The sequence below is a fragment of the Arthrobacter sp. YN genome (assembly GCF_002224285.1).
Lineage (GTDB): Bacteria > Actinomycetota > Actinomycetes > Actinomycetales > Micrococcaceae > Arthrobacter.
The window spans coordinates 1,863,999-1,888,566 of the sequence record NZ_CP022436.1; the positions used below are offsets into that span (position 1 = coordinate 1,863,999).

Here is a 24,568-nt window from a genome sequence, read left to right on the forward strand (position 1 = left end):
CGCAGAAAGGTGAACAAAAGGTGTCTGACGTTTCCTGCACGTCACACTTTGTTGCACCGTTGTTCGCTTTTGGATCATCCGGCGTTCAATTGGGGCCACATAGCTATCAAGGGACAAGTAAGACCTTGCCGGTGGTACGGCGGCCTTCCAGGTCCCTGTGCGCTTGGGCTGCTTCGGCCAACGGGTACGTTGCCCCGACCCTGACGGCGAGGGTGCCGTTGGCGGCGGCGTCGAAAATCTCGGCTGAGCGCCACCGGCGTTCTTGGGCGTTCTGCACAAAGTGCGCCATGGTGGGCCTGGTCAGCGTGAGCGAACCTGCGGCGTTCAGGCGCTGGGGATCGAACGGCGGCACAGGCCCGGACGCAGCGCCGAAGAGCACCATGGCGCCACGGATGCGCAGGCTCTTGAGGGAATCGTCAAACGTGTCCTTGCCGACGCCGTCGTACACCACGTTGACGCCTTCGCCGTCGGTGAGTTCGCGGACCTTGTCCGCGAAGTCTTCGTAGCGGAGCACTTCATCGGCGCCGGCCAAGGTGGACAGATCGGCTTTTTCGTCCGAAGACACGGTAGTGATGACACGCGCTCCGCGGGCCTTCAACAATTGGGTCAACAGCAGGCCAACGCCACCTGCGCCTGCATGCAGCAACACGGTGTGGCCTGGCTCTACCCGGAAGGATGAATTCATCAGGTAGTGAGCGGTGATTCCCTGCAGCGGCAGGGCCGCAGCGGTGTGATCGTCGACGCCGGCAGGAACCGAAAGTGCCTTGCCCGCGTCAACGAGGGCGTACTCGGCATACGTCCTGGATCCCTCGGCGGTGGCAACCCGGTCACCAACGGAAAATTCTTCGACCCCGTCGCCAACGGCCTCCACCGTGCCGGCTGCCTCAGCGCCCGGAGTGAAGGGGTATTCCACCTTGTAGGTGCCGCTGCGTTGGTAGGTCTCAATGAAATTGACCCCGGCAGCTGCGACCTTGATCAACAGCTGGCCGGGGCCAGGTTTCGGAATTTCCACAGATGCGTACTCGAGGACCTCAGGTCCTCCGGGCTGCTGTGCAACGATGGCGTGCGTCATGGTGGCTCCTCACTCCGGGGCGGTCCTTCCGGTGCCCGGTTTCAGATTCCATCCTAGGGAAGTTGGGGCTTCCCTTGTGGAACGCCTAGAAGCGTCCGTGCGTCGAAGCTACCGGGCAGTCGAAGCCGCGGCCTGCTGCCAGGCCAACGTCATTGAGGTATCTGACCACGATGCCGTAGGACTGCATCAGCGTGGTTTCGGTGTAGGAAATGGAGTGCTTGGCGCAGAACTCGCGCACGATTTTCGTGGCCTTGTACAAATGGGGGCGAGCCATGTCCGGGAACAAATGGTGCTCCACCTGACGGTTGAGTCCACCCAGGAGGAAGTCCATGAAGAGGCCACCACGGATATTTCGCGAGGTCAGGATCTGGCGGTTGAGGAAGTCCACGCGGCTGTCCTTGGGAAGGACGGGCATGCCCTTGTGGTTCGGGGCGAACGAGGCTCCCATGTAGAAGCCGTAAACCATGATCTGGACTCCAAGGAAGGCGAACGCCATGCCGATGGGCAGGAAGGTGAAAGCCAGAACCGGGAGGGCGGCAAGCCTGGTCACGAGGATAGGCGTCTCTACCCAGCGGTGACGTACTTTTTGCTTGCCGAAGACAAAACGAAGGGAATCAAACTGCAGGCTGATGCCGAGCAGCATCAGCAGCGGGAAGAAGAACCAGCCCTGCTTCTTGGTGAGGAAAGCCAGCCGGCCTTTACGTTCGGCTGCGGCATCCTCGTAGAACACCAAGGCGTTGTTCCGGATGTCCGGGTCCTTGGAGATGACGTTGGGATGGTTGTGGTGGGCTCCGTGCTTCTGTTCCCACCAGGAGTAGCTGATGCCGGCGACGCCGGTGGCAAGGAGACGGGCGGACCAATCGTTGGCGCGGCGCGAAGCGAAGATCTGCTTGTGACCTGCCTCGTGGGCAAGGAAGCTAAGCTGCGTGCACAGGATGCCTACGGCAGCGGCGATCAGGAGCTGGTACCAGGAATCGCCAATGAGGGCGAAGCCGAGCCAGGTTCCGGCCATGAGCAGTACCAAGGCCACGAAGACCCAGATGTAGAAGCCGGTGCGGCGTTCGAGGAGTCCAGCCGACTTGACGGTTTTGAGGAGCTCTGAGTAGCTCTGGACGACGGGATTGGGTTGAATTGCGCGAGCTTTGGGGCGCTCAGCGGTGGACGTGGGTGACATAAATGTGCCCCGTATCGCTAACGGGCAACGCTGCAGCCGACGTTCGGACTGCACGGTCTGGATCACCCTTCACTAAGCATACGTCCAATCTCCAAAATAATGAGACTGCTCACAACAGCATGCATAAATATCGGACAGCATGAATATTATTGCTGTACAGTGGACTCATGACTATTTCTGTTGCCGTCTCCGGTGCCAGCGGCTACGCCGGAGGAGAAGTGCTGCGCCTGCTGGCGGGCCATCCGAACGTCACCATCGGTGCCATCACCGCACACAGCAACGCCGGTTCCAGACTAGGGGAGTTGCAGCCGCATCTCCATGGTTTGGCCAGCCGGATTCTGGAAGACACCACGGTGGAGAACCTGTCCGGCCACGACGTTGTGTTCCTGGCGTTGCCGCACGGCGCTTCGGCCGAGATCGCTGCCCAGCTGCCGGAGGGGACAGTAGTGATCGACGCCGGTGCGGACCACCGCTTGCAGGACGCCGCTGCATGGGAGAAGTTCTACGGATCTGCGCACGCAGGAACATGGCCTTACGGACTGCCTGAACTGCCCGGTCAACGGGAAGCCCTCAAGGGCGCCACCCGCATCGCAGTGCCGGGTTGCTACCCGACGTCGGCCTTGCTCGCCTTGACGCCTGGGTTCGCCAACAATCTCCTCCTGACGGACGACGTCGTAATTGTTGCTGCTTCGGGTACCTCCGGTGCCGGAAAGGCCGCCAAGGTCAACCTCATTGGTGCCGAAGTCATGGGCTCCATGAGTCCTTACGGGGTTGGCGGCGGACACCGGCACACACCTGAAATCGAACAGGGACTCTCCAATGCAGCCGGTGAACCGGTAACGGTCTCCTTCACCCCCACGCTGGTTCCGATGAGCCGGGGCATCCTGACTACCGCGACGGCGAAGGTCGGGCACGGCGTTACCGAGACCGAGCTCCGCCAGGCCTGGACGGATGCCTATGACGACGAACCGTTCGTGCACCTCCTTCCCGAAGGCCAATGGCCCACCACCAAGTCGGTGCAGGGCTCCAACCACGCCGTGATGCAGTTGGCATTGGACCAGCACACAGGCCGCGTGATCGTCACGTGCGCCATCGACAACCTCACCAAGGGGACCGCCGGCGGAGCCGTGCAGTCCATGAACATTGCCCTCGGCCTGGATGAAACCGCCGGCCTGAACCTGCAGGGAGTTGCACCGTGACCATTACCGCACCCAAGGGATTCCGCGCCGCCGGCGTCAAAGCCGGCATCAAGGCATCCGGGAACCCGGACCTGGCCCTGGTAGTCAATGACGGGCCGCAAAAGGCCGCAGCTGCCGTTTTTACCTCCAACCGCGTGGCTGCGGCGCCGGTTCACTGGTCACGCCAGGTAGTCAGCGATGGCCGTGTGGACGCCGTGGTCTTGAACTCGGGCGGCGCCAACGCCTGCACCGGCCCGCAGGGCTTCCAGAACACCCACGCCACGGCAGAGAAAGTGGCGGACGTGTTGGGCGTTTCCGCTTCCGACGTCGTGGTGTGCTCCACTGGCCTGATCGGTGAGCAGCTGCCCATGGAGAAGATCATCCCGGGTGTCGACGCCGCTTTCCGCGAGCTGTCCGAGGACGGCGGCTCCGCTGCCGCCACGGCCATCATGACCACGGACAGCGTGTCCAAGGAAGCCGTTTTCACCGGCACCGATGCCCAGGGCAAGCAGTTCACCGTGGGAGGCATTGCCAAGGGTGCCGGCATGTTGGCGCCGGGCCTGGCGACGATGCTGGTGGTCCTGACCACCGACGCCGAGGTTCCTGCGAATGAGCTCGATGTCGTCCTCCGCGACGCCACGCGCGTCACCTTTGACCGCGCGGACTCGGACGGCTGCATGTCCACCAACGACACCGTGGTGCTGCTGGCATCCGGCGCCTCCGAGGCTCTGCCGTCTGCCGAGCAGTTGAGCGAAGCGGTCACCAACGTCTGCGCCGAACTGGCACGCAAACTCATCGGAGATGCCGAGGGCGCCAGCCACGACATCGCGATCCGGACTTTCAACGCAGCCAGCGAACGCGACGCTGAAATCGTCAGCCGCAGTGTAGCCCGGTCCAACCTCTTCAAAGCTGCCATCTTCGGCAAGGATCCCAACTGGGGCCGCGTGCTCTCGGCCGTAGGAACAACTGACGCCGTCTTCGAGGCGGACCAGCTCAATGTCGCCATGAACGGTGTGCAGATCTGCCGTAACGGCGCAATCGGCGATGACCGCAACCTGGTGGACCTGGAGCCGCGCGAAGTACTGGTCGAAATCGACTTGCAGGCCGGCGATGCAGAGGCCACCATCTGGACCAACGACCTCACGCACGACTACGTGCATGAGAACAGCGCCTACTCGAGCTGAGCTTATGACTATGACTGCGCATACCCGCGAGACCACATCCGCGAGCCACGTCTCGGCCAAATCAGCCCAGGATAAGGCCGGCACACTGATCGAAGCCCTGCCGTGGATCCAGCGCTTCGCCGGCACCACCATGGTGATCAAGTACGGCGGCAACGCCATGGTCAACGACGACCTTCGCCGCGCCTTCGCGGAGGACATCGTGTTCCTCCACCACGTGGGCATCCATCCCGTGGTGGTTCATGGCGGCGGCCCACAAATCAACTCCATGCTCGGCCGTCTCGGCATCGAGTCGGAGTTCAAGGGCGGCTTGCGCGTCACCACACCCGAGGCCATGGACGTGGTCCGCATGGTCCTGACGGGCCAGGTCGGCCGTGAACTCGTAGGGCTCATCAACTCCCACGGCCCCTACGCCGTCGGGATGTCCGGTGAGGATGGCGGCCTGCTGCGCGCCGTCCGCACCGGCACCGTGGTGGACGGCGAAGAAGTGGACCTGGGCCTGGTGGGCGAAGTAGTGGGCGTGGATCCTGCCGGCATCACGGACATTCTCGACGCCGGTCGTATCCCCGTGATTTCAACCGTTGCCCCGGAGATCGTGGACGACGGCAACGGCTTCCAGACCACCGGCCAGGTGTTGAACGTCAACGCGGACACTGCCGCGGCCGCCGTCGCATCGGCCCTGGGCGCCACCAAGCTCGTCATCCTGACCGACGTGGAAGGCCTGTACGCCAACTGGCCGGACAAATCCTCACTGATCTCGTCGCTGACAGCCTCGGAACTCCGCGACATGCTGCCCAAGCTCGAATCCGGCATGATCCCCAAAATGGCTGCGTGCCTCAAAGCCATCGATGAAGGCGTAGAACGCGCACACATCGTGGATGGCCGCCTGCCGCACTCGATGCTGCTGGAGACCTTTACAACCGCGGGCATTGGCACCCAAGTAGTACCCGACGAGGAAGTGAACGCATGAGCGAAATTGTTGGTCTCAACCCGACCGGCGATGGACCCCCCGCCCGCTTCGCGGTGCCCGACCACACCCGGGGGTCCATCGCCGGATCGGAGGCCAAAGCTTCCGTCATTACTGGAGTGAGTAATGGCGCGGACTGGCTGGCCCGTTACTCGTCCTCGCTGATGGGTGTCTTTGGCACTCCGCAGCGTGTACTGGTCCGTGGTGCCGGGTGCCTGGTGTGGGACGCGGACGGCAAGGAGTACCTGGACCTCCTGGGCGGCATCGCTGTAAATGCCCTGGGCCACGCGCACCCTTTCGTCACTTCCGTGATTTCCAGCCAACTGGCCACGCTCGGCCATGTCTCGAACTTCTTCACGAGTCCCACGCAGATCGCCCTTGCTGAGAAACTGTTGTCCCTCAGCAAGGCCCCGGCTGGTTCCAAGGTTTTCTTTGCCAACTCCGGTACCGAGGCCAACGAAGCAGCGTTCAAGCTGGCCCGCAGGAACAACTCCGACGGGAAGCGCACCAAGATCATCGCCCTGGAGGGTGCCTTCCACGGCCGCAGCATGGGTGCCTTGGCGCTCACGGCCAAAGAGACCTACCGTGCGCCGTTTGAACCACTGCCCGGTGGTGTGGTCCACATTCCGTTCGGTGACATCGAGGCCCTGCGTGCCGCCGTCGACGATTCCACTGCTGCAGTGTTCCTGGAACCGATCCAGGGCGAAGCGGGTGTTCGTCCGCTCAGTGTCGAATACCTGCAGGCAGCCCGTGAAGCTACCACGGCAGCGGGCGCATTGTTGATCCTGGACGAAGTCCAGACCGGCATCGGCCGAACCGGAAAGTGGCTTGCCAGCGAAGACGCAGGAATTGTGCCCGACGCCGTCACGCTCGCCAAGGGTCTTGGAGGCGGGTTCCCGGTAGGTGCACTGGTCACCTTCGGAAGTACGACGTCGGCCCTGCTCACCGCAGGGCAGCATGGCACCACTTTCGGCGGAAATCCGGTGGCTACTGCCGCCGCGCTGGCCACGCTGCATGCCATCGAAAGTCAAGGCGTCCTGCGGAACGTGCTGAGCGTCGGTGCGCATCTGCGCGAGGGACTGGCTGCCATCGATGCTGTCACTGAAGTCCGCGGCGAGGGCCTGCTGATTGGCTTCGATGTGAACGCCGACGTCGCACCCGCCATGGTGACCGCAGCTTTGGATGCAGGCTTCATCATCAACAGTCCGGGCCCGCGGACCATCCGCCTCGCCCCTCCGCTGATCCTGACCACCGAGCAGGCCGACCGGTTCCTGTCAGCCCTGCCCGCCTTGATCGCCACGGCTACCGCCCAAACCGCTAAGGACGCACAGTGAGCACGTCAACCACCCGTCACTTCCTCAAGGACACTGACCTGAGCCCCGCCGAGCAGGCTGAGGTCCTGGAACTCGCCGTCCGGATGAAGGCAGCGCCGTACAGCGTGCAGCCCTTCGCCGCAGAGGGCAACGGCCGCAAGACTGTGGCCGTGATCTTTGACAAGACCTCCACCCGCACCCGCGTCTCGTTCGCCACGGGCATCGCAGACATGGGCGGCAACGCACTGATTATCAACCCGGGTGAAGCGCAGATCGGCCACAAGGAATCCGTGGAGGACACTGCCAAGGTCCTGGAGCGCATGGTGTCCACCATTGTGTGGCGGACCGGTGCGCACTCCGGACTGGTGGCCATGGCGGAAAATTCCAAGGTCCCGGTCATCAATGCCCTGTGCGACGATTACCACCCTTGCCAGCTCCTGGCCGACCTCCTTGCCGTCAAGGAACACAAGGGCGAGCTGGCCGGATTGAGCATGGCGTACCTGGGCGATGCCGCCAACAACATGGCCAACTCGTACCTCCTTGCCGGCGTCACTGCCGGGATGCACGTTCGGATCTCCGGGCCGGAGGGGTACCTGCCTGCCGCGGAGATTGTTGCCGCTGCAGAGGAACGCGCTGCGGAGACCGGCGGTTCGGTACTCATCACCAGCGATCCTGCCGAGGCCCTCAAGGGCGCCGACGTCATTGCAACAGACACCTGGGTCTCCATGGGCCAGGAGTCCGAAAAGGAAGCGCGGATGCAACTCTTCCGGGAGTATTCCGTGGACGAGGCCGCCATGGCGCAAGCTGCGCCGGACGCCGTCGTGCTTCACTGCCTTCCCGCTTACCGCGGTTACGAGATTTCGGCTGACGTCATCGACGGCCCGCAGTCGATCGTGTGGGACGAGGCGGAAAACCGCCTCCACGCCCAGAAGGCGCTCATGGCCTGGTTGATGCACCGCTCGGGACTTGCTTTCGTGGAGGGCCTTTCACCAGTTGAAGGTACCGGGGAGAGCACGTTCTAGTGTCCACCAACCCGTCCGTGCCGGGCGCCAGCCCAGCCACCAAGACTGCCCGCCAGGCGCGCATCACCGCGATCCTGACGGGTGAGTCAGTGCGTTCCCAGGCAGAGCTTGCAGCCCTGCTGGCGGACGACGGCGTCCAGGTCACCCAAGCCACGTTGTCCAGGGACCTCGTGGAGTTGGGCGCAGTCCGGGTCCGCGGAAAGGAAGGCGCGTTGGTTTACGCCGTTCCGGGGGAGGGCGGCGACCGCAACGCCAAGAGCGGCGTGACCCAGGAAATTCTGGATGCACGGCTGACGCGGTTGTGCGGCGAACTCCTGGTCACCGCGGAGGCCTCGGGCAATATCGTGGTCCTTCGTACCCCGCCGGGAGCGGCAAACTTCCTGGCACTGGCCGTCGACCACTCGGTGATGCCCTCTGTATTGGGTACGATCGCAGGCGACGACACTTTGCTGTTGGTCGCCCGGGATCCCGATGGCGGGGCGGAACTGGCGGCGCGTTTCCTGCGCATGGCCGAAGAAGCCGGGCCGGCCAACCAATAGATTTCCCAGCATTGATTCACAACAGCATTGATTCGAATGAACCAAGCAACAACAAAGGAGCACTCTCGTGACTGAGCGCATTGTTCTGGCCTACTCCGGTGGCCTTGATACTTCCGTAGCCATCGGCTGGATCGGTGAAGCCACCGGCGCCGAGGTCATCGCTGTGGCCGTCGACGTCGGACAGGGCGGCGAGTCCTTGGAGACCATCCGCCAGCGCGCCCTCGGTTGCGGCGCCGTCGAGGCCTACGTGGCCGACGCCCGCGACGAGTTCGCCAACGAGTACGCCATGCCCACCCTGAAGGCCAACGCCCTCTACCAGGGCCACTACCCGCTGGTTTCGGCCATCTCCCGCCCGGTCATCGTGAAGCACCTCGTCAAGGCTGCCCGCGAATTCGGCGCCACCACGGTTGCCCACGGCTGCACCGGCAAGGGTAACGACCAGGTCCGTTTTGAAGTCGGCATCCAGACCCTCGGCCCGGACCTGAAGTGCATCGCACCGGTCCGCGACCTCGCCCTGACCCGCGACAAGGCAATCGCCTTCGCCGAGGAAAAGGGACTGCCGATCGAGACCACCAAGAAGAACCCGTACTCGATCGACCAGAACGTCTGGGGACGCGCCGTCGAGACCGGATACCTTGAGGACATCTGGAACGCTCCCACCAAGGACATCTACGACTACACGGCCACCCCGGAATTCCCGCCGGCACCGGACGAGGTCACCATTTCCTTCCAGGCCGGCGTGCCGGTAGCGATCGACGGCGTCAAGGTCACCCCGCTGCAGGCCATCCAGGAACTGAACCGCCGTGCAGGCGCCCAGGGCGTTGGCCGCATCGACGTCGTTGAGGACCGCCTCGTTGGCATCAAGTCCCGCGAAATCTACGAAGCCCCGGGTGCCATGGCGCTGATCACCGCTCACAAGCACCTCGAGGACATCACCATCGAGCGTGAGCAGGCCCGCTTCAAGGCAACCGTTGGCCAGCGCTGGTCCGAGCTGGTGTACGACGGTCAGTGGTTCTCCCCGCTGAAGCGCTCTTTGGATGCTTTCATCGAGGACACCCAGCAGTACGTTTCCGGTGACATCCGCATGGTCCTCCACGGTGGCCAGGCAGTCGTCAACGGTCGTCGCTCCGAGACCTCGCTGTACGACTTCGACCTCGCAACCTACGACACCGGCGATACCTTCGACCAGTCCATGGCACGTGGCTTCATTGAGCTGTGGGGCATGTCCTCCAAGGTTGCCTCCGGCCGCGACCTGCGCGTCGCAGGCGAGTAATGACGTCCGCAACCAACGAAGGTGCACTGTGGGGCGGCCGGTTCGCCGGTGGCCCCGCGGATGCGCTGGCCGCACTGAGCAAGTCCACCCACTTCGACTGGCGGCTTGCCCGCTACGACATCGCCGGTTCCAAGGCCCACGCCCGCGTGCTGGCCAAGGCAGGATTGCTGGACGACGCCGAGCTCGAAGGCATGCTTGCCGCCCTTAGCCAGCTGGACGAGGATGTCGCGAGCGGCGCCTACCAGCCGGCCGAGAGTGACGAGGACGTTCACGGTTCCCTGGAACGCGGCCTGATTGAGCGCGCCGGTACCCAGCTGGGGGGCAAACTCCGGGCCGGGCGCTCACGCAACGACCAGGTGGCAACCCTTGGCCGCATGTTCCTGCGCGACCATGCACGCATCATCGCCAGCGGTGTCCTGGCCACCATCGACGCCCTGGTTGAGCAGGCCAAGGCCCATCAAGGCGTGGCCATGCCGGGCCGGACACACCTGCAGCACGCCCAGCCGGTGTTGCTGAGCCACCACCTCCTGGCTCATGCGTGGGCTTTGCTGCGCGACGTGCAGCGGCTCCAGGACTGGGACAAGCGCGCCGGTGTTTCGCCGTACGGTTCCGGTGCTTTGGCCGGGTCTTCGCTTGGCCTGGATCCCGAGTCTGTTGCTGCTGACCTCGGATTCTTCTCGGCCGTCCACAACTCGATCGATGGCACCGCTTCCCGCGATGTCTTCGCCGAGTTCGCCTGGGTGTGTTCCATGATTGGCGTGGACCTGTCCCGTATCTCCGAGGAAGTCATCTTCTGGGCAACCAAGGAGTTCTCCTTTGTCACGCTGCATGACTCTTACTCCACGGGGTCCTCGATCATGCCGCAAAAGAAGAACCCGGACGTCGCTGAGCTCGCCCGTGGCAAGGCAGGACGCCTTATCGGGAACCTGACCGGGCTCCTCGCAACCCTTAAGGGACTGCCGCTCGCGTACAACCGCGATCTGCAGGAGGACAAGGAGCCGGTCTTCGACGCCGCCGACACCCTGGAGCTTTTGCTTCCGGCCGTGTCAGGCATGATCGCCACCCTGAAGTTCAACACCGAGCGTATGGAATCCCTGGCTCCCCAGGGCTTCGCGCTGGCAACGGACATCGCAGAATGGCTGGTCCGCCAGGGCGTCCCCTTCCGCGAGGCCCACGAACTCTCCGGCGCTGCCGTCAAGCAGGCCGAAGGCCGTGGCGTTGAGTTGTGGGACCTGACGGACGAGGAATACGCAGCGATCTCGGAGCACCTGACTCCCGAGGTCCGGAGTGTCCTCAGCACCGAAGGTTCGCTCAACAGCCGCAACTCGCAGGGCGGAACGGCACCGGCCGCCGTCGAACGCCAACTGACGGCGCTCCAAGCGGAACTGGACGCAGTGCGTTCCTACGCCAGCTAGACGACAACCGGGACGGCACGTCGCGGCCATGCCTTCGGGCAGGGCATAGCGAGGTGCCGTCCCGCTGTGCGTTAACATGGCGCTATGACTCAGATCACCCCCGAGACGCTGCCCGCAGAGCTTCACAAAGCCGCCGGCACCGTTACCCGCCTCCTCGCCAAACTGGACGACTCATCCGTCGCTGAACCGTCGGAGCTTCCAGGCTGGACCCGGGGTCACGTCCTCGCCCACCTTGCCGGGATCGCGAACGCCATGGCCCGGCAACTTGAGTACGCGCGCCGCGGCGAAACCGGGGAACTCTACGACGGCGGCATGGACGGCCGTAACAAGGCCATCGCACTCGCGGCGGGGCACAGTCTCGCGCAGCACACGGAGGCCGTCACCACAGCGGTGGATGCGGCGATGGCCGCGTTCGATGCCTTGGGTCCGGAGGACTGGCAGGCGCGTATCGCGTACCGGGACGGCACAGTGTTAGACGGCGGCCTGGCGCTCTGGCGCGAACTCACCATCCATGCGTCGGACCTGGGCCTGGGGTTCGGACCCGAGACGTGGAACAGGCCTTTCTGCGAACATCTGATCGGCTTCCTCGCTGCACGTGTCCCTGACACGTACAAATTCGTTCTCCAGCCCACCGGCCTGCCCCAAAGGACCATCGGCAGCGGCGGCACCTCCATCGCGATTACCGGCATGTTGACCGACATCGCCGCGTGGCTTGCGGGCCGGGAGCCCAGCTTGGGAAGCTTGCGCGCAACGGCGGCCGCCGACGGAGTGGACCTGCCGGACCTGCTGCCCTGGCCGGCACCCCAGCCCGCCGCCCGCTGAAGCCCGGTCCCTCTCTCACGTCCCTCGTGTTGGGGCCGGTCCCTCTCTCACGTCCCTCGTGCTGGGGCCGGTCCCTCTCTCACGTCCCTCGTGTTTGGGCCGCACGCTCTCTCACGTCCCGTCAGCTACTTGCTTCGGGTCTGCTCCGCCGCAGCCCGCCAGAGGTGCATGGTGGCATACGAACGCCACGGGCTGACCTCCCTGAAATCGGCGCTGAGCCCGGTGCCCTCGGGCAGGACCTTCAAGCCGTTCCGGACCGCGGCGTCGTTGGCCAGGAAAACATCCGGAGCGCCGAGGACGCGCATTGCCACGTAGCCAACAGTCCATGGCCCCACTCCGGGTAAGGGGAGCAGCTTGCTTTCGAGCCTGGTGGGATCGTCGCCGTAGCCGAAATCAAGTGCTCCGCTGGCCATGGCTTCGGCCGCGGCCATGATGGAGTCAATCCGCCGCTGGGGTCCACGGAGGAACGCTCGCCCGTGTTCGGCGATCTCAGCCGCCGTCGGAAACAAACGCTCCAAGCCGGGGATGGCGCTATCCACACTGGTTCCGGCAGCAGATAACTGCGTGAGGGCCGTTCGCGCGGCGGCTACGGTGATTTGCTGCCCGATCATGGCCCGGATGAGTAGTTCGTGGGGATCCACAGCCCCCGGCACGCGTATTCCTGGGATCGCGGTCACACTGGCAGTCAGCCTCGCATCTGTTGCCAGAGCGTCGTCGATTGCCTGGGGATCAGCGTCCACGTCGAACAACCTCCGGACCCGGCTCAAGAGTGCCGGGAGATCGTGGAGGTCCAGCACCGCAGCTGTAAGTTGCAAGGGTTTGCCGGGAGCTGAGGGGTTGTACGAGACAGAGAAGGAGGCACTGCCCCGCGGCAGGCGCAGGGTGCGGGCGTAAGTCCTGCTTTCATCGGTGCTGGCTCCGTCTTCCGAGGTGCTTGCCGTCTCGATGCCCGGCACTGCCCGTACTGCCAGGAAATCGAAAATGCCCGGATCGAAGGGCTCCCTATAAGGAAGGTTCAGCGTCAAGGCTGCAGGGGCGTGCGCCGCGGCAACGGTACCCCGGTGTTGCCCGGACTTGGCCCCGATGGCGCGCACCGCCGTCGGGGTCATCGCGAATACTTCGCCAATGGTGTCGTTGAATTGCCGCACGCTGTTGAACCCCGACGCGAACGCGACATCGGCCAGGAGCATGTCGGTGGAGACCAACAGGGTCCTGGCGGTTTGTGCCCTGCTGGCCCGTGCCAGCGAGAGTGGACCGGCGCCAAGTTCATTGCTGAGGATGCGGTTGAGTTGCCGCGCGGAGTAGCCCAGGCGGTTCGCGAGGCCATCGACGCCTTCGCGGGTGATCACGCCGTCGTTGATCAGCCGCATGGCCCTGCCGGCTATATCCGAGCGGATGTTCCAGGCGGGAGTTCCCGGGACAGCTTCGGGCAGGCACCTCTTGCAGGCGCGATACCCGGCTTCATGGGCAGCGGCCGAGGTTTCGTAGAACGTGACGTTCTCGGCTTTCGGTGTTCTGGCGGGGCACGATGGCCGGCAGTAGATGCCTGTGGAACTGACGGCCGTGAAGAACTGCCCGTCGAAACGTGTGTCGCGGGCGTCGATTGCCCGGTAGCGCTGCCAGAAGTCCATGGCTTCATCCTGCCAGTCGAGCGAGACCACTGCTAGCGGAAATCGGACATGGGCTTTGGGGGTTTGCTAGGGTCTGGGCATGGGATCGTTCACGGAAAACGGAATCGGCCATCCCGACGACGTGCGCACTTTTCTTCAGGGCGACGCTCGCGTCATCGCCCCATTAATCCTGGGGGCTGTCCTCACCCACCACTCCGATGCCGGCCCCGTCTCCGTGAGGCTCACCGAAGTGGAGGCCTATATGGGGCCGCGCGGTTCAGAACATCCTGACCCTGGGTCACACACTTTCGGTGGCCCTACGGCCCGTAATGCGCCCATGTTCGGACCACCCGGATTCCTCTATGTCTACTTCACGTACGGGATGCACTATTGCGCCAATATCGTCTGTGGACCGGACGGATTCGCATCCGCGCTGCTCCTGAGGGCAGGAGAAATTGTGGACGGGGATGAGATCGCCGCGGTTCGCAGGCCAGCCTCCAAAGCGCACAAGGACCTCGCCAGCGGGCCGGCCCGGCTCGCCTCCGCGTTGGGACTCACGACGGCGGACACTGGCCGTGACGCGCTCGCTTCACCGTTCAGCTTGTGGTTGCCCGCGACACCCGCAGCCGCCGTCGCCAGCGGACCGCGGGTGGGTGTAGCGGGTCCGGGCGGAACGACGGAATATCCGTGGCGCTTTTGGATTGAAGACGATCCAACGGTGTCGCGGTACAAGGCAGCACGGCCCCGAAACCGGGTCGTTTCGCCATAACCGTCCCACCACATGACTTGTACCCCACGCGTTTACCAAAATCGCTGTAGAATGGACGGTCTGTCTTTTGCGATAGGGGTTACGGTTCGATGCACGACGCTGATTTGGTCCACGAGCAGGAATATGTGGCCGGGCTGTACGCCCGGCTCGATGAGCTGCGCGCTGAAAAGCGCGCCCAGCTGGCGCAGGTGCGCAAGGCCGGCGCGGTGGGAACCATGCAGAACGTTTCCGAGCGTGACGCGTTCGCGGCCCTGTACGAAGACCGCCTTGCCCAGCTCGACGCCGTCGACGACCGCTTGGTCTTCGGCCGCCTTGACCTTGACTCCGGTGAAGCACAGTACATCGGACGCATTGGTCTCTCTACGGCCGATCTCCAACGGCTCATGGTCGACTGGCGTGCGCCCGAAGCCGGGCATTTCTACCAGGCCACGGCATTCGACCGTCAAGGCGTGCGCCGCCGTCGCCACCTGATCCTTCAGGGGCGCGACGTGAAAGCGATTGAAGACGATGTCCTGGACGCGGGGATGCTCGCAGACAACGACTCCCTCCAGGGCGAGGGCGCACTGCTCGCAGCACTGAACTCCAAACGCACGGGTCGTATGTCGGACATCGTGGGCACCATTCAGTCTGAGCAGGACCGGATCATCCGCTCCTCCATCTCCGGCGCACTGGTGGTCCAGGGCGGTCCCGGAACGGGAAAGACCGCAGTTGCCCTGCACCGCGCTGCCTATCTGCTGTACACGCACCGCGAACGGCTCAAGAGCGCCGGCGTATTGCTCGTTGGACCGTCGTCGTCGTTCATGCACTACATCGAACGCGTGCTGCCGTCCCTCGGCGAGACCGGTGTGGTCATGGCAAGCCTCGGCCGCCTGATGCCCGGTATCCACGCCATCCCCGAGGACGACGCCGACGTTGCCGCGCTTAAGGGCAAGCTGGACATGGCCAAGGTGGTGGCCAACGCCGTCGCTAACCGTCAAAGGACTCCCGCTGAGGACCGCATTCTCGAAGTCGATTCGCGGAATCTTACTCTGACTGTCCGCCAGGTCCGCCGTGCCCGGGAAAAGGCCCGCGCCACAGGGAAGCCCCACAACGAAGCGCGGCTCACGTTCGTGAAGATCCTCCTTCGCGAGCTCACGGAACAGCTGACGGACCTCGTCGAGGAAGGCAACATCGGCAACAACGCAGATCGCGCCTACCTGGCGGAAGACGTCCGGTCGGCGAGGGACGTGCGCATTGCGCTGAACCTCTGCTGGATGCCGATGACGCCGGAGAAGCTCATCTCCGAGCTCTTCAGCAAGCCGGCCATCCTTGAAGCCTGCACACCGCACCTGACGCCTGAACAGCGTTCGCTGCTGCAGCGGCCCGTGGACGCGCCCTGGACGGAAGCAGACGTTCCGCTGCTGGATGAAGCTGCTGAATTGTTGGGCGAACTGGACCCGGCGGCCGGCAGGGGATTGGCCCAGCAGGAAGCTGACCGGGCACGCGACATCGCCAACGCCAAGCAGACTCTTGCCAACATGGAAGCCATGGGTGTCGACGTCCTGGTGTCGGCTGAAGAACTTGCTGACCAGAACCAGGAACGCGAAGGTCGCCTGACCGCAGCGGAACGTGCCACCAGCGACCGTTCGTGGGCTTTCGGCCACATTGTGGTTGACGAAGCCCAGGAACTCTCGCCCATGCAGTGGCGGCTCCTGGTACGCCGCTGCCCGCTGAAGTCGTTCACGATCGTCGGTGATATCGCCCAGACGAGTGCTGCGGCAGGTGCCAATTCGTGGCAGAGTGCCCTGGCGCCGTCGTTCGGTGACCGCTGGACTCTCGAAGAACTCACCGTCAACTACCGCACGCCCTCGCAGATCGCCGAAGCCGCAGTCCGCATGGCCAACCGTGCGGGCCTGGTGGTCTCGGCTCCCAAAGCCGTGCGCGAAGGTAAATGGTCGCCCATTGTGGACCGTGTCGATGCGGACAGCATCGTGTCGCACCTGGTGGACGTCCTGCCCGAGGAAGTTGAAGCGATCGACGGCGGCCTGCTGGCTGTCATTGCCGACGGGCCTCTGCTTCCGCAGGCTACCGCTGCGCTGCGGGAGGTCTACGGCCGCCGTATCGGCGCGGGGGCCGGCAGCTACGAACAGGACATCGTGGTCATCAGCCCCAAGGAAGCAAAGGGCCTGGAATTCGATGGAGTAGTGGTGCTGGAACCGGCCGCGATGCTGAACCATGAGCACGGCAAGGTGGGCGACCTCTATGTCGCCATGACGCGGGCAACGCAGCGTTTGCGCCTCATTGCTGCCGCCCCGGTACCTGCGGGCATCGAGCGCTAGGAAAAAGGGCCCCCGCAATCCTGCTAACTTAGATCTCGTGTCACACGTAAACAACCTCGAGTCCCAGCACAACGATCCCGCCTTTGCCAATGTCTGGCAGGAGCTCAAATGGCGCGGCCTGATCCACGTTTCCACTGATGAAACGGAACTGGAAAAGCTGCTCGCCGGGGACCCGATCACGTATTACTGTGGCTTCGATCCCACCGCACCCTCCCTGCACCTGGGCAACCTCGTGCAGTTGCTGGTGATGCGGCGCCTTCAGTTGGCAGGCCACAAGCCCCTCGGCCTGGTGGGCGGTTCCACCGGTTTGATCGGTGACCCACGTCCGACGGCGGAACGCACCTTGAACACCAAGGACACCGTTGCTGAGTGGGTTGGGTACCTGCAGGGCCAGGTGCGCCGCTTCCTCAGTTTCGAGGGCGAAAACCCGGCCCGCATGGTGAACAACCTGGACTGGACGGCGCCGCTGAGTGCTATCGACTTCCTGCGTGAAATCGGCAAGCACTTCCGTGTGGGCACCATGCTTCGCAAGGATGCTGTGGCGTCCCGCCTGAACTCCGACGAAGGCATCAGCTACACCGAATTCAGCTACCAGATCCTGCAGGGCATGGACTACCTCCAGCTCTTCCGGGATTACGGCTGTGCGCTGCAGACCGGCGGCTCGGACCAGTGGGGCAACCTCACCAGCGGAACCGAACTTATCCGCAAGGTGGAAGGCAAGAGCGTCCACGCACTGGGGACCCCGCTCATCACCAACTCCGATGGCACCAAGTTCGGCAAGAGCGAAGGCAACGCCATCTGGCTGGACCCGGACATGTGCAGCCCGTACACGTTCTACCAGTTCTGGCTGAACACGGCGGATGCGGATGTTGTGGACCGCCTCAAGGTGTTCACTTTCCTTTCGCGTGCAGAGATTGAGGCACTTGGCGAAGCTGTGGCGGAGCGCCCGTTTGCCCGCGAGGGCCAGAAAAAGCTCGCTTTCGAAGTGACCTCGCTGGTTCATGGCGTCGACGCAACGGAGAAGGTCATCGCAGCTTCGGCTGCACTCTTCGGCAACGGCGATCTCACAATTCTGGATGAGCGCACCCTCGAAGCCGCCACCGCGGAACTTCCTTCGGCGAAAATCGGCAATGACGGTTTGGGGATCATCGACCTCTTGGTTGCCTCGGGTCTGTCCGACAGCAAGTCGGCTGCTCGTCGGACCGTAGGGGAGGGCGGCGCGTACGTGAACAACACCAAGGTCTCCGATCCCGACGCAGTCATTGCCCAGGATCAACTGCTGCACGGACGGTACTTGCTCCTCCGGCGTGGCAAGAAAAACCTTGCGACGATTGAGGTTTCTGCTTAGTTCTCTTTCCATCCCGTTCCGAAAGGGCCGGCACCTTCATGGGTGTCGGCCCTTTTCGCGTCTCCGTGGTTGTTCCTGGGAGGCGGGCGCATCGTTGGTGGCATCGGGAGGTGGCGGTCATCCTCGGCGCGCTCGGTCGTTCGTCCCTTGGACGCGCGCTGCCGTATGACCGCCGCCACCTTAAGACGCTCGCTCATGTCCCTTGGGTTTGGGGCGGTTGCTCGCTTATGTCTTTTGGGTTTGGTTGGGGGTTCGACGGCGGTGGTGGGGTGGTGTGGTGTCGGTGGTTGTTGTGGGGTGGGGTTGTGTGACGGGCTTCACTTGGGTTGGTTTGGGGTGTGTTGGGGCGGTTTTGGGGTTGTTTTCCTTGTGTTTGCGGGGTTTTTGGGTGGTGTTGGGGTGGATTTGGTGTGGGGGTGGGGCGCGTGTAAAGTTATTCGAGTCGCCGCCGCTGATGCGGAAAGATGGCGACCGACTCCCTTCAAATTGCCGGTTTCGGTGGTGCTTTTGTGTGCCGCTGGTTGGTGTGGGAGGCCCGGGTTCTGGTTTGCTTTGTGCGGCTGGTTCGGGTAAGTTTGAAAAGTTGCTCCGGAGCGATCCTGGACCCTTGTGGGTGTGGGTGGTGCCGGTAGTGTCTGTTGTTTGAGAACTCAATAGTGTGCCAAGTTTGTTGATACCGATTGTTTTATCAATTGGTTGAAATTATGGCTGGATCATTGCGCACCCCCGTGTGTGGTGGTCTGGTTTTCAGCTGGTTTCGAATTTTGTGCAGCCGTGTTCTACCGTTATTTCCGGTGGGTGTGGTTGTGTCTGTTTGATTTGTTTTACTTCAACGGAGAGTTTGATCCTGGCTCAGGATGAACGCTGGCGGCGTGCTTAACACATGCAAGTCGAACGATGATCCCAGCTTGCTGGGGGATTAGTGGCGAACGGGTGAGTAACACGTGAGTAACCTGCCCTTGACTCTGGGATAAGCCTGGGAAACTGGGTCTAATACCGGATATGACCGTCTGACGCATGTCAGGTGGTGGAAAGCTTTTGTGGTTTTGGATGGACTCGCGGCCTATCAGCTTGTTGGTGGGGTAATGGCCTACCAAGGCGACGACGGGTAGCCGGCCTGAGAGGGTGACCGGCCACACTGGGACTGAGACACGGCCCAGACTCCTACGGGAGGCAGCAGTGGGGAATATTGCACAATGGGCGCAAGCCTGATGCAGCGACGCCGCGTGAGGGATGACGGCCTTCGGGTTGTAAACCTCTTTCAGTAGGGAAGAAGCGAAAGTGACGGTACCTGCAGAAGAAGCGCCGGCTAACTACGTGCCAGCAGCCGCGGTAATACGTAGGGCGCAAGCGTTATCCGGAATTATTGGGCGTAAAGAGCTCGTAGGCGGTTTGTCGCGTCTGCTGTGAAAGACCGGGGCTCAACTCCGGTTCTGCAGTGGGTACGGGCAGACTAGAGTGATGTAGGGGAGACTGGAATTCCTGGTGTAGCGGTGAAATGCGCAGATATCAGGAGGAACACCGATGGCGAAGGCAGGTCTCTGGGCATTAACTGACGCTGAGGAGCGAAAGCATGGGGAGCGAACAGGATTAGATACCCTGGTAGTCCATGCCGTAAACGTTGGGCACTAGGTGTGGGGGACATTCCACGTTTTCCGCGCCGTAGCTAACGCATTAAGTGCCCCGCCTGGGGAGTACGGCCGCAAGGCTAAAACTCAAAGGAATTGACGGGGGCCCGCACAAGCGGCGGAGCATGCGGATTAATTCGATGCAACGCGAAGAACCTTACCAAGGCTTGACATGAACCGGTAATACCTGGAAACAGGTGCCCCGCTTGCGGTCGGTTTACAGGTGGTGCATGGTTGTCGTCAGCTCGTGTCGTGAGATGTTGGGTTAAGTCCCGCAACGAGCGCAACCCTCGTTCTATGTTGCCAGCGCGTTATGGCGGGGACTCATAGGAGACTGCCGGGGTCAACTCGGAGGAAGGTGGGGACGACGTCAAATCATCATGCCCCTTATGTCTTGGGCTTCACGCATGCTACAATGGCCGGTACAAAGGGTTGCGATACTGTGAGGTGGAGCTAATCCCAAAAAGCCGGTCTCAGTTCGGATTGGGGTCTGCAACTCGACCCCATGAAGTCGGAGTCGCTAGTAATCGCAGATCAGCAACGCTGCGGTGAATACGTTCCCGGGCCTTGTACACACCGCCCGTCAAGTCACGAAAGTTGGTAACACCCGAAGCCGGTGGCCTAACCCTTGTGGGGGGAGCCGTCGAAGGTGGGACCGGCGATTGGGACTAAGTCGTAACAAGGTAGCCGTACCGGAAGGTGCGGCTGGATCACCTCCTTTCTAAGGAGCTGCTAACAGCTGGTTGCTGTGCCCGCATGGGTGTGGTGGTGGTTGTCAGTGTTGCCCATTGCGCAGGCGTCTGTTCTGCGGTGGGTGCTCATGGGTGGAATATCAACGAATCAAACTTGTTTGGCATGGCCTTTACCGGTTGTGTCCTGGTGCCAGTACGGCAGCATGTGCTCTCCTTTTGTGGGGGTGGGTGTTGTTGGGAACGCTGCCGGGGTGCATGGTTTGTGGGGGTTGTGTTTGGCGCACTGTTGGGTCCTGAGGCAACAGGACCTTTTTGCAGCAATGCAGAGGGCATCGTTCTGGTGTTTCTTTTGTTCCTGCTTCCGGTTCTGCCGCTGTCCCCGTTTGTGGGGTGGTGGTGGTCTGGTTGATGGGGTTGTTGTTTGAGAACTACATAGTGGACGCGAGCATCTGAGACACACTTGTGGCTGGCCTCTTCGGGGGTTGGTGGGTGTGTTTCTACAGCAATTTCTTATGAATGAACCTGGCCCTTGTGGTCATGGTTCTCTCGAGTAAGTTTTTGATCTTTGTGTGGTCAAGTTTTTAAGGGCACACGGTGGATGCCTTGGCATTAGGAGCCGAAGAAGGACGTAGGAATCTGCGATAAGCCTGGGGGAGTTGATAACCGAGCGTTGATCCCAGGATGTCCGAATGGGGAAACCCCGCACAACGCTGCAAGGTGATTGTGTGACCCGCATCTGAACACATAGGGTGCGTGGGGGGAACGCGGGGAAGTGAAACATCTCAGTACCCGCAGGAAGAGAAAACAATAGTGATTCCGTTAGTAGTGGCGAGCGAACGCGGATCAGGCTAAACCGTTTCCATGTGTGATAGCCGGCGGGCGTTGCATGGGCGGGGTTGTGGGACTTTCCGTGATGGTTCTGCCGGACCGTTGGGGTGATGTGCAGGCATAGGTGAACGGTCTTGAAAGGCCGGCCAGAGAGGGTGGGAGCCCCGTAACCGTAATGTTGTGTGCAGCCTGGAGAGTATCCCAAGTAGCACGGGGCCCGAGAAATCCCGTGCGAATCTGTCAGGACCACCTGATAAGCCTAAATACTTCCTAATGACCGATAGCGGACCAGTACCGTGAGGGAAAGGTGAAAAGTACCCCGGGAGGGGAGTGAAACAGTACCTGAAACCGTGTGCTTACAATCCGTCGGAGCAACCGCGAGTGATCGCATAGTAGTTGTGACGGCGTGCCTTTTGAAGAATGAGCCTGCGAGTTAGTGTTACGTCGCGAGGTTAACCCGTGTGGGGTAGCCGTAGCGAAAGCGAGTCTGAACAGGGCGAGTGTAGTGGCGTGATCTAGACCCGAAGCGGAGTGATCTACCCATGGCCAGGTTGAAGCGACGGTAAGACGTCGTGGAGGACCGAACCCACTTCAGTTGAAAATGGAGGGGATGAGCTGTGGGTAGGGGTGAAAGGCCAATCAAACTCCGTGATAGCTGGTTCTCCCCGAAATGCATTTAGGTGCAGCGTTGCGTGTTTCTTGCCGGAGGTAGAGCTACTGGATGGCCGATGGGCCCTACAAGGTTACTGACGTCAGCCAAACTCCGAATGCCGGTAAGTGAGAGCGCAGCAGTGAGACTGTGGGGGATAAGCTTCATAGTCGAGAGGGAAACAGCCCAGACCACCAACTAAGGCCCCTAAGCGTGTGCTAAGTGGGAAAGGATGTGGAGTTGCGAAGACAACCAGGAGGTTGGCTTAGAAGCAGCCATCCTTGAAAGAGTGCGTAATAGCTCACTGGTCAAGTGATTCCGCGCCGACAATGTAGCGGGGCTCAAGTACACCGCCGAAGTTGTGGATTTCACACATTGCCCTAGCCTTCGTGGTTCAGGGGTGTGGAGTGGTAGGGGAGCGTCGTGTGGGCAGTGAAGTCGCGGTGGAAACCAGCGGTGGAGCCTACACGAGTGAGAATGCAGGCATGAGTAGCGAAAGACGGGTGAGAAACCCGTCCGCCGAATGATCAAGGGTTCCAGGGTCAAGCTAATCTGCCCTGGGTAAGTCGGGACCTAAGGCGAGGCCGACAGGCGTAGTCGATGGACAACGGGTTGATATTCCCGTACCGGCGAAAAACCGTCCATGCCAAGCGGGGGATACTAACCGCCCGGAGCCTGCCCGCTCACCCTTGTGGTGTTGTGGGTTTTGGCCGAGCGCGGGACCTGATCCTGGGAGGTAAGCGTATTAACAGGTGTGACGCAGGAAGGTAGCCGGGCCGGGCGATGGTTGCCCCGGTCTAAGGATGTAGGGTCAGGGATAGGCAAATCCGTTCCTGTGTGCTTCGAGCACGTTCCTGAGATCTGATGGGACTCCCGTATGGGGGGATCCGGTGATCCTATGCTGCCAAGAAAAGCATCGACGCGAGGTTTTAGCCGCCCGTACCCCAAACCGACACAGGTGATCAGGTAGAGAATACCAAGGCGATCGAGAGAATTATGGTTAAGGAACTCGGCAAAATGCCCCCGTAACTTCGGGAGAAGGGGGGCCTGCCCCGTGATGGAGACTTGCTCTCCGTGAGCGGGTGTGGGCCGCAGAGACCAGGGGGAAGCGACTGTTTACTAAAAACACAGGTCCGTGCGAAGTCGCAAGACGATGTATACGGACTGACTCCTGCCCGGTGCTGGAAGGTTAAGAGGACCGGTTAGCCCCTTGTGGGCGAAGCTGAGAATTTAAGCCCCAGTAAACGGCGGTGGTAACTATAACCATCCTAAGGTAGCGAAATTCCTTGTCGGGTAAGTTCCGACCTGCACGAATGGAGTAACGACTTCCCCGCTGTCTCAACCATAAACTCGGCGAAATTGCAGTACGAGTAAAGATGCTCGTTACGCGCAGCAGGACGGAAAGACCCCGAGACCTTTACTATAGTTTGGTATTGGTGTTCGGAGTGGCTTGTGTAGGATAGGTGGGAGACGTTGAAACCCGGACGCCAGTTCGGGTGGAGTCATCGTTGAAATACCACTCTGGTCACTTTGGACATCTAACTTCGGCCCGTGATCCGGGTCAGGGACAGTGCCTGATGGGTAGTTTAACTGGGGCGGTTGCCTCCTAAAAAGTAACGGAGGCGCCCAAAGGTTCCCTCAGCCTGGTTGGCAATCAGGTGTCGAGTGTAAGTGCACAAGGGAGCTTGACTGTGAGAGAGACATCTCAAGCAGGGACGAAAGTCGGGACTAGTGATCCGGCGGTACATTGTGGAATGGCCGTCGCTCAACGGATAAAAGGTACCTCGGGGATAACAGGCTGATCTTGCCCAAGAGTCCATATCGACGGCATGGTTTGGCACCTCGATGTCGGCTCGTCGCATCCTGGGGCTGGAGTAGGTCCCAAGGGTTGGGCTGTTCGCCCATTAAAGCGGTACGCGAGCTGGGTTTAGAACGTCGTGAGACAGTTCGGTCCCTATCCGCTGCGCGCGCAGGAAATTTGAGAAGGGCTGTCCTTAGTACGAGAGGACCGGGACGGACGAACCTCTGGTGTGTCAGTTGTACTGCCAAGTGCATCGCTGATTAGCTACGTTCGGATGGGATAACCGCTGAAAGCATCTAAGCGGGAAGCTCGCTTCAAGATGAGATTTCCATACACATTATGTGTGAGAGGCCCCCAGCCAGACCACTGGGTTGATAGGCCGGATGTGGAAGCGAGGACTAAAGACTCGTGAAGCTGACCGGTACTAATAGGCCAACAACTTACACCACACACAACACACTGCACGCGTCCACTATGTGGTTCCCGAACAACAACACCGTTCCAGGAACCAACAACTAAATAACAACACCACAGTTGTAACCCAAAGTCTTCCCACCCACCCCCGAGGCAAACACCACAAGGGGCCGGGACGGGTAACAGAGTTACGGCGGTCATAGCGTGGGGGAAACGCCCGGTCCCATTCCGAACCCGGAAGCTAAGACCCACAGCGCCGATGGTACTGCACCCGGGAGGGTGTGGGAGAGTAGGACACCGCCGGACAACCATTAAGGCAAGAGCCCCGACCACAGGTCGGGGCTCTTCCCCTTTAACCACCCCCTCTAGGGGGGCAGAGCATCCATCAGCCGGGAACTGCCAACAAGCCAGGCCAGTGGCTGTCGCTGACGGCTTCCTGCAGGTTGCTGAAGCGGCTGTGAGACTTAACACGGGAGACCGATAATCAGGTCCAGGCGTTCGGCTGCCGTGGTGGCGTCGAATAGAATTGCATAAGACATACGAGTCGGCAGCTGA

General features: G+C 61.8%; 15 protein-coding genes and 3 rRNA genes. 15 read left to right on the forward strand and 3 right to left on the reverse strand.

What is annotated here, in order from left to right; translation table 11 throughout:
- Nucleotides 1–106: 106 nt before the first annotated feature.
- Entirely contained in the window at nt 107–1,072 is a 966-nt protein-coding gene (locus CGK93_RS08430) for a quinone oxidoreductase family protein (RefSeq protein WP_089594437.1), read from the reverse strand.
- An 85-nt stretch (nt 1,073–1,157) separates the two neighbouring features.
- Complete coding sequence (locus CGK93_RS08435; RefSeq protein WP_089594438.1) at nt 1,158–2,246, reverse strand: fatty acid desaturase family protein; 1,089 nt, start codon at nt 2,244–2,246, stop codon at nt 1,158–1,160.
- A gap of 167 nt (nt 2,247–2,413) precedes the next feature.
- Here CGK93_RS08435 and argC point away from each other — a divergent pair, with 167 nt between their 5' ends.
- The 9 genes from argC (at nt 2,414) to CGK93_RS08480 (ending at nt 11,956) form a co-directional block, all read left to right on the forward strand.
- Nucleotides 2,414–3,445: an N-acetyl-gamma-glutamyl-phosphate reductase gene (gene argC / locus CGK93_RS08440; RefSeq protein WP_089594439.1), complete on the forward strand. Its 1,032-nt coding sequence runs from the start codon at nt 2,414–2,416 to the stop codon at nt 3,443–3,445.
- Entirely contained in the window at nt 3,442–4,608 is a 1,167-nt protein-coding gene (gene argJ, locus CGK93_RS08445) for a bifunctional glutamate N-acetyltransferase/amino-acid acetyltransferase ArgJ (RefSeq protein WP_089594440.1), read from the forward strand. Before argC ends, argJ begins: the two co-directional genes overlap by 4 nt.
- 10 nt (nt 4,609–4,618) lie before the next feature.
- Nucleotides 4,619–5,575 carry an acetylglutamate kinase gene (gene argB / locus CGK93_RS08450; RefSeq protein ID WP_089594441.1) on the forward strand — a complete coding sequence of 319 codons (957 nt, stop codon included), beginning with the start codon at nt 4,619–4,621 and terminating at the stop codon, nt 5,573–5,575.
- Nucleotides 5,572–6,906 (forward strand): acetylornithine transaminase, encoded by a 1,335-nt coding sequence (locus tag CGK93_RS08455; protein ID WP_232481584.1) that lies wholly within the window; start codon nt 5,572–5,574, stop codon nt 6,904–6,906. The genes argB and CGK93_RS08455 overlap by 4 nt, the downstream gene beginning before the upstream one ends.
- The gene (gene argF / locus CGK93_RS08460; RefSeq protein ID WP_089594442.1) at nt 6,903–7,907 is read left to right on the forward strand and encodes an ornithine carbamoyltransferase; all 1,005 of its coding nucleotides are present in this window, start codon (nt 6,903–6,905) and stop codon (nt 7,905–7,907) included. The genes CGK93_RS08455 and argF overlap by 4 nt, the downstream gene beginning before the upstream one ends.
- Nucleotides 7,907–8,446: an arginine repressor gene (locus tag CGK93_RS08465; protein WP_089594443.1), complete on the forward strand. Its 540-nt coding sequence runs from the start codon at nt 7,907–7,909 to the stop codon at nt 8,444–8,446. Before argF ends, CGK93_RS08465 begins: the two co-directional genes overlap by 1 nt.
- Nucleotides 8,447–8,513: 67 nt before the next feature.
- Nucleotides 8,514–9,719 (forward strand): argininosuccinate synthase, encoded by a 1,206-nt coding sequence (locus CGK93_RS08470; protein ID WP_089594444.1) that lies wholly within the window; start codon nt 8,514–8,516, stop codon nt 9,717–9,719.
- Nucleotides 9,719–11,134 (forward strand): argininosuccinate lyase, encoded by a 1,416-nt coding sequence (gene argH / locus CGK93_RS08475; RefSeq protein WP_089594445.1) that lies wholly within the window; start codon nt 9,719–9,721, stop codon nt 11,132–11,134. Before CGK93_RS08470 ends, argH begins: the two co-directional genes overlap by 1 nt.
- An 84-nt stretch (nt 11,135–11,218) precedes the next feature.
- Complete coding sequence (locus CGK93_RS08480; RefSeq protein ID WP_089594446.1) at nt 11,219–11,956, forward strand: maleylpyruvate isomerase family mycothiol-dependent enzyme; 738 nt, start codon at nt 11,219–11,221, stop codon at nt 11,954–11,956.
- Between the two features lie 125 nt (nt 11,957–12,081).
- On the opposite strand, the gene CGK93_RS08485 is transcribed toward CGK93_RS08480, so the two are convergent.
- Nucleotides 12,082–13,587, reverse strand: a complete 1,506-nt coding sequence (locus CGK93_RS08485) for an AlkA N-terminal domain-containing protein (RefSeq protein ID WP_089594447.1) — start codon at nt 13,585–13,587, stop codon at nt 12,082–12,084.
- Nucleotides 13,588–13,666: 79 nt separating this feature from the next.
- Here CGK93_RS08485 and CGK93_RS08490 point away from each other — a divergent pair, with 79 nt between their 5' ends.
- The 6 genes from CGK93_RS08490 (at nt 13,667) to rrf (ending at nt 24,319) form a co-directional block, all read left to right on the forward strand.
- The gene (locus tag CGK93_RS08490; RefSeq protein ID WP_089594448.1) at nt 13,667–14,335 is read left to right on the forward strand and encodes a DNA-3-methyladenine glycosylase; all 669 of its coding nucleotides are present in this window, start codon (nt 13,667–13,669) and stop codon (nt 14,333–14,335) included.
- Between the two features lie 89 nt (nt 14,336–14,424).
- The gene (locus tag CGK93_RS08495) at nt 14,425–16,653 is read left to right on the forward strand and encodes a HelD family protein (RefSeq protein ID WP_089594449.1); all 2,229 of its coding nucleotides are present in this window, start codon (nt 14,425–14,427) and stop codon (nt 16,651–16,653) included.
- Between the two features lie 37 nt (nt 16,654–16,690).
- The gene (gene tyrS, locus CGK93_RS08500; protein ID WP_089594450.1) at nt 16,691–18,001 is read left to right on the forward strand and encodes a tyrosine--tRNA ligase; all 1,311 of its coding nucleotides are present in this window, start codon (nt 16,691–16,693) and stop codon (nt 17,999–18,001) included.
- A gap of 829 nt (nt 18,002–18,830) precedes the next feature.
- Nucleotides 18,831–20,350 (forward strand): 16S ribosomal RNA (locus CGK93_RS08505).
- 542 nt (nt 20,351–20,892) lie between these two features.
- Nucleotides 20,893–24,048, forward strand: a 23S ribosomal RNA gene (locus CGK93_RS08510).
- 154 nt (nt 24,049–24,202) lie between these two features.
- Nucleotides 24,203–24,319 (forward strand): 5S ribosomal RNA (rrf, locus tag CGK93_RS08515).
- Together the 16S, 23S and 5S rRNA genes form the textbook arrangement of a ribosomal RNA operon.
- Nucleotides 24,320–24,568 lie beyond the last annotated feature (249 nt).